A 12,700-nucleotide genomic window follows, 5' to 3' on the forward strand; every position below is an offset into this window, starting at 1 on the left:
TGGATGGTTAGAAACTTGCTGTGTGATCACGCGAAGCATTTTCTGTAGCGATTCTCGCTTGAGATTGGATGAACAAAATCAGTTCCCTCCCAAGGTCTGGTGAGTTCGGCTACCGCGAAACCCGCTTGAACTCAATACTGCAGCAAGCGTAATCCTATCGGAAAATCCATCGATAGTCGAGTCGTTCGTCGAGTCCATAGTGATCCAAGACGTTCCGCTGCTCCTTCGCTTTCTCGAAAGCTGGCACTCCGAAGCGAATCGTGTCTTCGGTTTGAGCAATCGCGTCCCCAGGACGGTAAAAGTTTAATTGCAGCGCCTTTTTACGGTATGGGGCTTTGGGTCCCTCACCGTCCTGTTGAAAGGCATTGGTGAGCCCGAACACATCGACGGAGAAATAATCCAACTTCGGATCGACATCTTCCCAAGTCGCAACCCCCCATACACCCGGAGCGGCGGCGTCGGTGGTTTGAGGCACCGCGACACGCGAAATCTCAACGGTGTTGTACAGCGGTGCCGTGATTTGTTCACGAATGGCAATCTTCTCCTTCGTGGCTGGCAACACTCGATCAAGGTATCGCTTGCCCGTAATCCGATTGTTCAACACCAGCATCGGGAAGATGCGACGCGACTCGTAGCTGACCGATTCGATCCGCTCATAAACATCCTTGCCGCCGATCTCATCGGCAGCGGGACGCAAGTCGCCACCTAGATAACGAATTCGAAAGACCATGTACCAAATCAGTTTCCGTTGCAGCCGCCCGTCCGGTCGGGGAACATCCGTCAAGATTTGCCGCAGCGGTTTGAAGGCGAATTCAAAGCAGTAAATTTCACGCCGCAAAAAGACCTGCTGCGCCATCTCCGCCAACATCCGGCTCCGCGGGTCAAAGTGGGGCACGCCCTCGGGATGCGAAGCACCGCCCCATAGAATTTCAGGATGTCCATCGAGCAAAGTCTGCAACGTCAGCGGACCATCGAACGTTTCCAATGGGTCCGGAGCCGGAGGAATGACCGTCACGACGCCTGGTGCGAACTTGGTTTGTTCCGTCGAAGAAGGAGCTTTCTCAGCATCTTCACTCTTCTTCTCCGCATCTTGTGCGAGCGTGTTGCTGAGAAAGGCAAAACATAGCCCAGAGGACAAAATGGCTCGACGAGAAAACATTTTCATACCATCAGTGTGGTGGGGAAATTTTTACGGCAATGATGTCGTAGACGAAATGAGGCCGTCGACGATTCGGAAGCGACTGAAGGACTCGCTGCGAACCGCTTCGGACCCGCTTGCTCGAAACACAAGCTTGCTCAAAACAATGAGCCCAAGCGAAGGGATCGACGCCAGCAGGGGACGACGATCCCGTCCGACGTCGCCAGCAACGCGGCAGCTAACGCTGGTCGCTCGCGGACGGGGTTGATGTTGCGTCTTGACGGCTGGCTTTGATTTGGGATCGGGTAGCGATTTCGGCTTCCTCTTCCGCAACGTTCGGATCGATGAATCGAAGGGTCTCGCTCAATTGTACGTCCGAAGTGGCAAACGCGTCGACGGAATCGCCCTCCATTGTAAAGGTTGCCATCGCACGACGTCCGGAATCATCCGAAAAATGCTGGATAACCCAACGAATCGGAACCTCCTGAACCGAACCGCGGGCGACCACGCTGAGTACCCGAAGCCCTTCGGAATTGACCCGTTCGTTGGCGAGCTCAAGTTGCACAAGCTGCTCACCAAGCGTCGTTTTGATGTTTTCTTGCAGCGCTTCCATGCTCCACTGCTTGCCCTCGGGCAGCTTCGAAAGCCGGCGAAAATCGCACTGCGCGATACTGCGATCGTTCTCAATCATCCGCATCATCGACAAGCCGCGAACGTCGCTGATCATCCGCCAGCGACGATCCATGCGAGTTGAAATCCCCACCTGGTTGCTCTGCAATTCAATCAACAACGCTGCGGGGTCGATCGCAGCGGTAACGTCGACGGCGAAAGGCGTTGCGGGCATCGCGATCGTTTTCGCGAGCGGTTGCCGAACCATCTTGATCGTGGCAGCGACGTCAAACCCAGGCACGGCAATGCCGATCTCGCGTGTCTCGTGAACGGCCATCGCCAACCAGGTCGTCACCCCCTCTTTGCGATCAAAGGTGAGTTTGCCAACCACCCGCATCTTGGTGGGCACCCCGTCGACGCTACCGTCCACATTGCCTCGAACTTGAATACGGGCATCCGACTCACTGATCGCAACGACTTCGGCTTTGACTTCGCATTGTTCAATCGAAGTCAGATTCAACAAGCTTCGCATGCTCTCGGCTTCGATCACGTATTGGTCTCCGCTCACAACGGCATCGACGGGAAGCAAACCATCCACGGCGACGCTCGACACAGGCACCCGCAACAACTCCAGTTCATTACTGGTGAAGGAATCGCGGGTCGAGTAAAGGATCTCGGGCATGGTGTCGCGGCGCACCATCGTGTGAGCAACTTCGCGTCGGAGTTTCGAATGACGTTTGACGTCGTTCAGGTCGTTGATGCTTTCGGCTTCGTGATAGAAACGCTCGGCCGCGGTCACAAACGAATCGATGCTGGCGTCGTGCGGTAGCCGATAGCGCTCTTCGTAATCGAACACGGCTTCGCTTTTCAGCGGAATGACACTCGCTTTTTTGCGGGATACCAACGAGTTCGCTGGAATATTTACATTGCCCTCGACATCCATTTCCATGCGGACGCGGAACAATTGTGCATCGTGATTTACGGCGAGGGTGACTGGCTCGGTGATCTCACTCTCGCCTTCGCTGCGCGACGACGTATTGGACTTTTCGTCCGCGTTGACGATCCCGACGGCCAGAGTGTTGGCCGAAACGACCGACCCCGCCACCAGCAACGAGGTCAGCCCCAAGAACTTTCGGCGACTCGGAATCGTGTCATTGATCAGTGGGGTCGAAAGACTTTCGCGTGACATATCCAACCTGTTTAGCGTTCAGAGTCAAAAAGGCCTCAGAGTGCACTCGCTCGAGCAACTAGCGAACGATCTGCGAATTTGCGCATTCGCGCCCATGTGGCCTCTCTTTGATCGACCGAATCCAAGGGGAGGGCTAAGGAAAAACGGCACAATCCGCAGAAACGGTCCCAGAAACTCGGCGGCGAGCGAATCGTCGCCGGTTCATCTGGAGTCAAACAACGTGGCGGCGAACGACGTTCACGATCGAAGGACCGTACGGTTGATGCGTTGCGCGCGCAGGTTGCCCTCCGCCGTGACCCAACTGCTCGAATTTTAGGCAGCCGCCTCCTCCCACCCGTCTAAAAGCCCCCCACCCGTTCTGCGGTGATTGAAACAGCTGCCCCCTCCTCTGGCTACAACCTAAACTCCACCGATGGGACAGAGTAAAAGTGTGGCGGAGCGATCGATGTGAGACCATTGTCGCGTTTTGCGACGAGATAACGCCGATTGGTCGCAAATATTGCAATCCTTTCGAATTTTTTACAATCGAACTGGACTTTTGGCGGACAGTTGCCAGGAACAGGTATTCAAAAGTGTGTCGCTAACCCCTTAGCGGGCAACACCTTTGCATTTTATTCTGGAAAAAAAGGGTCAAATCAATTGGGTTTGGCCCCAAATTTCCTGTACCTCTTTGTTGGTCAGTTAGCCGGTAGCGAGTTCCAAGTGCTCAGGCACCCAAGGATCGGGCTTAACGAGAATTTGCCTAATCCTTAGAAAAAAGTGAACATCCGCCGGATTTAATCGGTCAAAAGAGGCCACGAGTCGTGCGTTTTTCGCGTACTATGAGTGAACGCCAATGGCAAGGAGTCGTTGGTGGTATCGCAAGCCGAGGCAGCGGTGGAAAAAAAGTTTCCCCGACGCCTGGGTCGAAGCGGGACAAAAAGTATCTTGCCCTATGGATAGGGTGATACCCGGGCAACACCGGTACGAAGTCGAGCGATCCGCCGGGGTCGCAGGGAATTCAATCGACCCATCGTACGATAGCACTGGGAAGGAATGGCGATGCACGAAGAATATCGTGACGAAAAAATTCAGGAACTTCGAGATCAACTCACCCGATTTGCTCCGAAGGCAAAAAAGGTAGAGCAAGCGGCTCTTGCCGAAAAGCTCTGCGGCGAGATCGAGCCAAATCGGCCCTACTCGTTTGACTATCTCTGCTTCCGAATTACGAATTACCGTCCTGAAAAGGCCAGCCGACACAACGTCGAAGCGGCCGATCTCAAACATGACCTATTCCTGCTGATCGAAGACCTCAGCGACTCGGCGGACGTCTCCGTCAACGAGTTCACCGAGCCGGTGCACACCGTGGACGACTTGAGCCGCTTGTTTAGCGTTTCCACCAAGACGATCAGCCGTTGGCGTGACGCGGGTCTCGTCAGCCGACGTCTCCTGTTCGGTGGCCGCAAACGAGTGGGGTTCCTGCACAGCAGCGTGGAGGCCTTTGTGGCCAATAACCGCGAAAAGATTCGTCGTGGCGAACGCTTCAGCCAACTCAGCGATGACGAAAAGAGCGAAATGATCGAACGGGCTCGCCAATTGGTCGAGGGCGGGGCGAGCTTGTCGGACGTGACACGTCAATTGTCCGAGCAAATGAATCGCAGCCCGGAAACGATTCGTTACACGCTGAAGAACTTTGATGCCGACCATCAGCAATTGGCGATCTTCCCGAACCATCGTGCAACGTTGACCGACGACGACAAACGCGCCATCTTCAAATTGGCGACCCAGGGATCCTCGGTGACTCAGTTGTGCAAGCGATTCAAGCGAACTCGCTCGAGCATCCAACGCATCTTGTTGGACATGCGGATGCAGCACGTTATGGAATTGCCGCTTGACTACATGTACAACGAAGATTTCGATGCGACCGCTAGCGTGATGGAAACTCGCGAACAGGAATATCTGGCTCCGCTTCCGGAAGCCACCACACCGTCTCGCAAGGTCCGTGTCCCCAGTGGATTGCCAAGCTACTTGGCTGCCCTGTATGACGTTCCGCTGTTGAATCGTGAGCAAGAGTATCACTTGTTTCGCAAAATGAACTACTTGAAGCACAAGGCCAGCCGACTACGGGACAGCTTGGAAACGGCCGGTGCGACCAAGACCGCAGTGATGGACCAGATCGATTCGATTTACGAAGAAGCAGTCAAGGTCAAGAACAAGATCGTGCAAAGCAACCTGCGTTTGGTCGTTTCGATCGCCAAGCGACACGTCGCCAGCAGCGATGACTTTTTCGCCTTGATCAGCGACGGCAACATGTCGTTGATTCGTGCGGTAGAAAAGTTCGATTACTCGCGGGGCAACAAATTTAGCACTTACGCTTCGTGGGCGATCATGAAGAACTTTGCACGGACGATTCCGAGCGAGTTCAAACATCGCGATCGGTTCCGCACGACCACCGAAGAATTGTTTTTGTCTCGCCAAGACGATCGTTTGGATCCCTACGCGGAAGAAACCGTTCAACGAACACGACAACGTGAGTTGTCAAAGATTCTGGACCGTTTGGATGAACGCGAGCAGAAGATTATTACCGCTCGATTTGGGCTTGGACGTGGCAACGAACCGTTGACGCTCAAAGAAGTCGGTGAAGAGATGGGCGTGACCAAAGAACGCATCCGTCAACTCGAGGTTCGAGCCCTGATGAAATTGCGAGAAGCGGCCAACGAGGCGAAAATTGATGTCGAGTTGGGCTCCTAATCGCCGCATCGGTCAGTCTCAAAAAACCTTCCGTTGCCCCCCTTAGCGACGGAAGGTTTTTTAATGCATTGGCGTCTACGAACATCGTGGATCGCCCCCGCGATCCACGACGCGAGGGTGCTAACCCAAGGAGGTGAATCCGGGGCTCGACCCTGAGAGCCATTGGACAAATGACGTGTGATTCAAGCCGTAATTGCAATCGCCAGAACGGGGGCCGCCGTCTAGCGACGGCGGCTACATCAACATCAAAAGTGCTCTAGCCATATGAACGCTAAACACCGATTTACCGAGATCGACCTAACCGCTTGCCTAGCGAGCCGCCTTCCCCGCTCTACGAGCGTCGAGCAGACAAACTCACCGCGAAGCAGACCTCGCATCGATTGCGTGCGAGTTGCCGGATTTGAATGTCGCTGACGCCCCACGACTCGACCTTTCTTCGCCAAGCTTCGATGCGATCGGCGGCTTCGTAGTCACCTAGTTTCAGTGTGATTAACAAGCCACGAAAGTTGCTGTTTCGATTGCAAACGACATTGGCAACCGTAGCAAGGGTTTGATTCGGTGTCACGCTGGAATCAACGAGCAACCATTTGGCATCGCGAAACGCTCGACGGGGCAAGTCGTCCGCACGCGCGACAAGGTGCTGGAAATTCGGATGCTCGGCCACGCGAGGATCCATGTTCGCGGGATCGATTCCGATCACCTTCAAACCGAGTTCGAGCAGGCGTCCACAGGCGCCACCCGGCGCAGAACCGATTTCAATAGCCACGTCGCCTCGCTGCAGATCAAACCCGCTCCACTGGATCGCCTCGGCGGCTTTGTAATAGGCGCGTGATACGGGTTCCTCGGCCAAGTCGATCGGTTGGATCGCTCCCGGCCAACGCGTCGGCCATGTCTCCGCTTCGTGGGTGCCGATGAACCAATGCGATGGATCGACGAGGACCACGTCGAGGATCTTTTCACCTGGTTGTGCGACCCGATTTGGAGCATCCGAGCGGAACCAGTCCTCGGCAAGCTTCGCGTAGATTTCCTCGGCAATCGCTCGCGAGACTTCATCGATCCCGGGTTCAAAATCAAAACGTCCAATCGGTGCTCGATCCTTGGGCCACAGATGGAATTGATCAAAGCGGAATTCGGCGGGAAAACGTTCCTCGAGCAAGCTGCGGAGCGTTTCGATATGCGAGGCTGCGTCGGTTCCCTTGACCTGACCAAGCGACGTTGCCGAGGTGCGAATGAAGATGCCTTTGGGTGGTTTACGATCGCCATCATGTTTGGCGGTGACAAAACCAGGACGCGAAAATGCTAAACGCCAACCTTCGGAAAGGATCGATTCCTTGACCGCTTTTTCGGCACCAAACGCACAACACATCATTGCGAACGAGGGACCGGAGGAAGGCTTAGCTTGACTGTCTTTTTTATTCATGAAGGTTCTTGGTTGGTCTGCGGTCTTGGTTGTACTGCGATGAGGGATGATCGCGGCGAAACGTCTCGAGTCGTTCGGCGACACCGGGAATCAATTTGGCCGCGTTTTGGTAATAAAGCTTTTGGAGTACATCGTCTGGGAGATCGATCCCGTCGATCGTCCACAAGCCTTGTGGCGGTGGCACTTTTTCGCTGTAAGGAAAATTCTCGTCGCGAGTTTCAAAGAATCGCCAATAAAATTGGATGCGTAACTCAGGCCATGGGCCATCGGTGCCAAACAGCATTCGGTCCGCGTACCGAATGATAAAGTCACGCGACGTGTAAGGTTGACGCCCTAATTCGTTGATCCGCGACGCTGGCTCGACCCATAGATTGGGATATTGATCTAACCATTGACCGACCTGACGCAAGTCTTCGGAATTGTTGGCCATGTGGGCGCCGATGAACTGCGTTTTCGGGTGACGAGCAATCACGCGGTTGCGTGCTTCGAGTAACGCATCACGCGAAGGGAACTCATCCCCATGAAAGCTCCAATCGGGATGGCGACTTAGTTCTTCCCAACGCTCGTTGGTTTCATCGATCGGATCAAAGAATGCCGCAGGGTCGGCGGTATGGATGATAATCGGGATTCCGAGTTCACCACAGGTGCGCCAAATGGGATCCCAGCGTGGATCATCAATCGCGATCAGCGAACCGTCGGGGTTTTGGTAGGTAAGGCCGAAGCGTTTGAAGATTTTCAAACCACTAACCCCTTTGCCGACCGCCTCACGCAGCAGCTCGCTGGTGCGCTGAGCAAATCCGCGGCGGTGACAATCCCATGTGGCGGGGTCGTCGGCCTCACCGTCGCCTTGCCAATCGATGTTGGCGTAAATCAAAAAACGGTCACGATGCTGAGTCCACAACTCTTTGAGATGAGCGTCAAGTTGGTCGCCCAACTTTCCGTCGAGCGAAGCGCAGATGGCGATCTGGTTGCGATCCATCAAGTCAACAAAATCAGCAATCGCTTGCTGATTGCCGCGCATTCGGTAGTAGAAGTGGGTGTGCACATCGACGACGGGAAATGCGGCGTGAGTGAGTAAATGGGAGGCCACGCGCAGCTTGCTTTGAGGCCGAAAGTTTCTCAATAAAAGCTCTCGCCCCTGACGACCATCCAAAGGAGTCGCAAGCGGGGGATTCTCAATCGGCTCGGTCGCTTGGACGCAGGCGGTCGCCCAGGGCCATAGCGTCACGAGAAGCAAAAGCACCGCCAGAGAGGTTTTGGCGATCGGAGGCTGCGGATTTGAGTTCGCAAAAGCGACCACCAGAGGCGCCGGACGTGTGTAGGGCAAGTTCTTTGGGGTCACGGGGGATTGGGCCGCAGTCATTTCCATATTCTCCGCTACAATAACGTCATTTGGAATCACAATCATTGTTTTGTGTCACTGAATGTCTTGGTTGGTAAACGCTTGTGAACATGGATCGAACGCAGTACCAAACGGCAGGCGGCCAATCGGCTAGCAAAAAACTATCATTGGAGGCAACGACGCCCCCCGCGGAAGTGCCCGGTTATCGGCTGCAAAAATTTCTCGGAGCCGGGGCTTTCGGCCAAGTTTGGGTCGGACTCGATTTGAATACCGGACGCTCAGTCGCGGTCAAATTTTACCTTCACCGCAGCGGGGTCAATTGGTCGTTGCTGAGCCGCGAAGTCAAAAACTTGGTCCAATTGTCAGCCGATCGCCACGTCGTGCAAGTTCTCGAGGTCGGCTGGGATGCCGTTCCACCGTACTATGTGATGGAATTGGTCAGCGGAGGATCGCTCGAAGACTTCCTTGAACATAACCGCCCGATGCCTGTAATCGAAGCGGTGGACATGTTCCGAAAGATCGTGATTGGACTGAATCATTGCCATGGCAAGGGTGTACTTCACTGCGATTTGAAGCCCGCGAACATTTTACTCAGTGAAGACAACGAGCCTCGCCTGGCGGACTTTGGGCAAAGTCGAATGTCTCACGACCAAACCCCCGCGCTCGGGACGCTGTTCTACATGGCTCCCGAGCAAGCCGATTTAAACTCCACGCCCGATGCGAGTTGGGATGTGTATGCGGTCGGCGCCATCTTGTATCGGTTGCTGACGGGAGCCCCGCCGTATCGCGACGACTCCATTGTCGAACAAATTGACACTGCCGGTTCGCTGCCAAAACGACTCGAGCACTATCGCCAAGCGATTCAAAACAGCCCACCGCCGGAAGGTCATCTGCGGGGGCATGGAGTCGACCGCATGCTGGGGCGGATCGTAAATCGATGCTTGGCAGCCGACCCGGCGGATCGATACGGAAACGCGCAACAGATTTTACAGGACCTGGACCGCCGCGATCGAATCCGGGCACGCCGCCCCCTGATGTTGTTGGGGATCGTGGGTCCGTTGTTACTGCTGCTGGCCACCTGCATCTTTGCCGCTCGGAGTATCGAGCATGCGAGCCAGAGTACGATCAGTGCCCTCCGCAGCGAAGCCTTTGGAAGTAACCAATTGGCGGCAAAGTTTGCCGCCCGCACGCTAGAAAGTGAGATTGAACGCTATTTTGATGCCGCTCGCGTGGAAACACGTGGCCAAGAATTGCGGGAACTTCTCGAGCAATCGTTCAACGATCCTGAAATGAAACCGTTGCGAGAGATCATCGGCTCGTCGGCGACAAGCGACGCAGAGAAGGTTGCGGCGCGTGAGTCGATGCTCGATGCCGAACCACGGCTAAGGATCGACGCTTGGTTGAGCAAACGATTACAACGTTATCAGGACCCGTCTGGGACATCGCGGCGACCTCGTTTTGCAACCATGTTCGTCACCGATGCAATGGGAACCATCATCGGAATCGTGTACGAGGATCACGTCGAGCGCGCTCAAAATAGTGCGGGACGCAACTTTGCCTTCCGTACCTATTTCCACGGGGGACGTAAAGAAATCGACCGCACGACACCGCGTGAAGCGATCACTCCGCTGCAACGTACTCATCTTTCCGCCGCGTTTCAAAGTACCGCAACGGGGCTTTGGAAAGTGGCCGTCAGCACGCCGATTTATTTCACGGACGATCACACTCGGGCTGACGCGGTATTCGTCGCCACGATCAATCTTGGTGACTTCCAATTGCTGCAAAGTGAACAGGGGGCGAACCAAATCGCCGTGTTAGTCGATGCACGCGACGGACCGATGCGAGGCACCGTGCTGCAACACCCCTTGATGGATGCCAGACGCGACGCAGGAGAGACATTAGCGGGCGAGAAATTCCAAGTCGACGCGGCGCTGTTTGAACGCATTTTAGAGGGGGGAGACGTCGATTATCGCGACCCCGTTTCTCAATGCACCGATGGGAAACCCTACTGGGGCGACTGGATCGTCGCGATGCAAAGCGTCGAGTTGCCAACGGCCGATCGAACGGAAGTCCCAGGCAAGCAAGACGAGCCGAAGGAAACCGCCGATCTATTGGTCCTTGTGCAATACCGACTCTCTAAGGTGTTGGCGCCCGTAGGCCAGATGCGGTCGGTGCTCTTGACCGAAGGGGCTACCGCCATCGCATCGATCTTGATCGTGACGCTGCTTTTGTGGATTTTGGTTCAACGTAGCGGTGAGACCAAAACAATCTCCCATCGCGCGCAGCAGAAAGACACCAGCGACCATGACGGCATGACCGAAACGATCGCGGTTTGATCGTAATCGTCAACGGCGGACGACGATCCCCGCGGTTCCTCCCTTCGTAAACGCACATTGCCCCCACTGATATCCCCCATGAGTAAATGAAATGGATGAGCCAAAGAAGGACATGGAAGACGACATCGAAGAGGAGCTGATGGATGACTCGGAAGAGCTTTCCTTAGACGATCTCGGGGCGGCTTACGCACGTGCCGCAGCCATCCATGATCCGGAAGCGTTCGCCAACAACGACGAGAGCGAGAACGGTTCGGACGACGATGCAAATGCAGACTTGGACGATGCCTTTTTAGATGATGCGCCGGCCGAAGAGGATGAACTGGTGACGCCTGAGGCGATCATCGAAGGGGCATTGTTTATCGGGCATCCTGAAAACAAGCTGATGACCGAGCAACGCCTGGCGGCTTTGATGCGTGAAGTCACCCCCGAAGAAGTGGTCGAATTGATCGAAAAACTCAACCAATCGTATCGCGAGGCCGGCCAAGCACTGCGGATCATTCGTGACGACCAAGGCTATCGAATGACGATCTCGCCTGAGGTAGAGCAGGTTCGCCGTTCGTTTTTGGGGAAAGTTCGAGAGGTCAAACTGGCTCAAGCCGCCATTGAGGTGTTGGCGTTGGTCGTTTACCAACCGGGCATTTCGGCCCAAAAAGTTCAAGACCAACGTGGCCGCGAGTGCGGCCCGCTACTGAACCAACTCGTGCGTCGTCAATTGCTTAGCATCGAACGCAAAATCCCCGAGGAAGGAGGGCGGGCGCTGCCGCACTACTATCCCACCGAGCGTTTCTTGACGCTGTTCGAACTCGAGTCGCTCGATGACCTCCCCCAAGTCGAAGAAGGGCTGCGCGGGGTGACCTAAGAGCACACCCTAAATGCCATCGCAGGTACGCTTGGTTCGCAGACTCCTGACGCAAACCCCACTGAGATACCGGCTCCCAGCCGGCCGGGGCACCCAATGAAGCGATTGCGAACCGGGACAGGGGCCTGCTACGACAGGGGCCCTCTACGACAGGGGCCCTCTACGACAGAGGCTCAAAGGGCCGAAACATCGCAACCAGCGTTGCAGCCGTTTTCATCATAGAAAAAACGGAGCCAATGAAATGGGTCGTGATTAAACCAAGGTTTCGAGCAAGCGACGTAGTTTTCGCAGTTCGACGCGATGGTCGAATCCTTCCATGGGCGCCATGTGAACGGTTAAGGCGCGGTCGTAGCGTTCACGCTCGAGTTGCGTGACCAGTTTCCCATAATCGACTTCGCCTTGGCCGACGCTGACCTGGAATGCATCAGGACGGGTGTCACGCAGGTGAACATTACAAACGAACTTGAGGATTTTGTCCAAGTTCTTGACGTTTGCTTTGCCCGCAATGTAAACGCTGGGGTCAAACGTCACGCCAAGCCCGTCGACATTGTTGCACAGCACCATCAAGGTATCGGGGTCTTCGCTCAAACAGCCAAGTTGGCAGCGAACCGCCACACGGGCTCCCTCGGTTTCGGCCACCTTAACAAGTTTTTGCAGGTGCTCGACCTCTTCATTGAACGGCGTACCAACCTCGGCCGACGGGACGGTTAGGTTGACCACCTTGGTCGCTTTGGCGATCCGGCAAATTTCTTTGAAGTCGGTGTAGTGTTGTTCGCCCGTCGATCCCAATTGAACGCTGTATCCCGAGATATCCATCCGATGGGAGCTTCTCAGAATCTGAGCCGCTCGATCCACGTCGCTGATCAAATCGCTGGGCTTGATGCGACCTGATTCATGCAGCGCGATCTCCACCGCGGTGAATTCCAAATCCTGAAGCACTTCGATCGCTTCGCGCATTTCCATATCCGGCCAACATTCAGTCGAAGCTGCAACAATCATGAGAGCGTCCTTTCCAGTTGTTTTATCTTTAACACGTTAACCAATAGTACGTTAACGCGTTTGGTAGTCGCTTTACAG

8 protein-coding genes are annotated in these 12,700 nt (G+C 55.1%); 3 read left to right on the top strand and 5 right to left on the bottom strand.

What is annotated here, in order from left to right:
- Positions 1-154: 154 nt before the first annotated feature.
- Positions 155-1,159 (bottom strand): hypothetical protein, encoded by a 1,005-nt coding sequence (locus Pla52o_RS10905; protein WP_197169163.1) that lies wholly within the window; start codon positions 1,157-1,159, stop codon positions 155-157.
- A 217-nt stretch (positions 1,160-1,376) separates the two neighbouring features.
- The gene (locus tag Pla52o_RS10910; RefSeq protein WP_146594605.1) at positions 1,377-2,936 is read right to left on the bottom strand and encodes a hypothetical protein; all 1,560 of its coding nucleotides are present in this window, start codon (positions 2,934-2,936) and stop codon (positions 1,377-1,379) included.
- A gap of 1,041 nt (positions 2,937-3,977) precedes the next feature.
- On the opposite strand from Pla52o_RS10910, the gene Pla52o_RS10915 reads away from it, so the two are divergent.
- Complete coding sequence (locus tag Pla52o_RS10915) at positions 3,978-5,666, top strand: sigma-70 family RNA polymerase sigma factor (protein WP_146594606.1); 1,689 nt, start codon at positions 3,978-3,980, stop codon at positions 5,664-5,666.
- 331 nt (positions 5,667-5,997) lie between these two features.
- Here the strand turns inward: Pla52o_RS10915 and Pla52o_RS10920 are convergent, their stop codons facing one another.
- Positions 5,998-7,086 carry an SAM-dependent methyltransferase gene (locus Pla52o_RS10920; protein ID WP_146594607.1) on the bottom strand — a complete coding sequence of 363 codons (1,089 nt, stop codon included), beginning with the start codon at positions 7,084-7,086 and terminating at the stop codon, positions 5,998-6,000.
- Positions 7,079-8,494, bottom strand: coding sequence for an amidohydrolase family protein (locus tag Pla52o_RS10925; protein ID WP_231612252.1), 1,416 nt, complete (start codon positions 8,492-8,494; stop codon positions 7,079-7,081). Before Pla52o_RS10925 ends, Pla52o_RS10920 begins: the two co-directional genes overlap by 8 nt.
- Before the next feature lie 44 nt (positions 8,495-8,538).
- Between Pla52o_RS10925 and Pla52o_RS10930 the strand changes: the two genes are divergently transcribed.
- Both Pla52o_RS10930 and Pla52o_RS10935 read left to right on the top strand, forming a co-directional pair.
- Positions 8,539-10,764 (top strand): protein kinase domain-containing protein, encoded by a 2,226-nt coding sequence (locus Pla52o_RS10930; protein ID WP_146594688.1) that lies wholly within the window; start codon positions 8,539-8,541, stop codon positions 10,762-10,764.
- A 91-nt stretch (positions 10,765-10,855) separates the two neighbouring features.
- Entirely contained in the window at positions 10,856-11,623 is a 768-nt protein-coding gene (locus Pla52o_RS10935) for an SMC-Scp complex subunit ScpB (RefSeq protein WP_146594608.1), read from the top strand.
- Positions 11,624-11,875: 252 nt separating this feature from the next.
- Here Pla52o_RS10935 and Pla52o_RS10940 read toward each other — a convergent pair whose 3' ends face one another.
- On the bottom strand, positions 11,876-12,622 hold the full coding sequence (locus tag Pla52o_RS10940) for a sugar phosphate isomerase/epimerase family protein (RefSeq protein WP_146594609.1): 747 nt from the start codon (positions 12,620-12,622) through the stop codon (positions 11,876-11,878).
- Positions 12,623-12,700 lie beyond the last annotated feature (78 nt).

Origin of the sequence: Novipirellula galeiformis (assembly GCF_007860095.1) — a bacterium.
In the GTDB taxonomy this organism is placed as follows: domain Bacteria; phylum Planctomycetota; class Planctomycetia; order Pirellulales; family Pirellulaceae; genus Novipirellula; species Novipirellula galeiformis.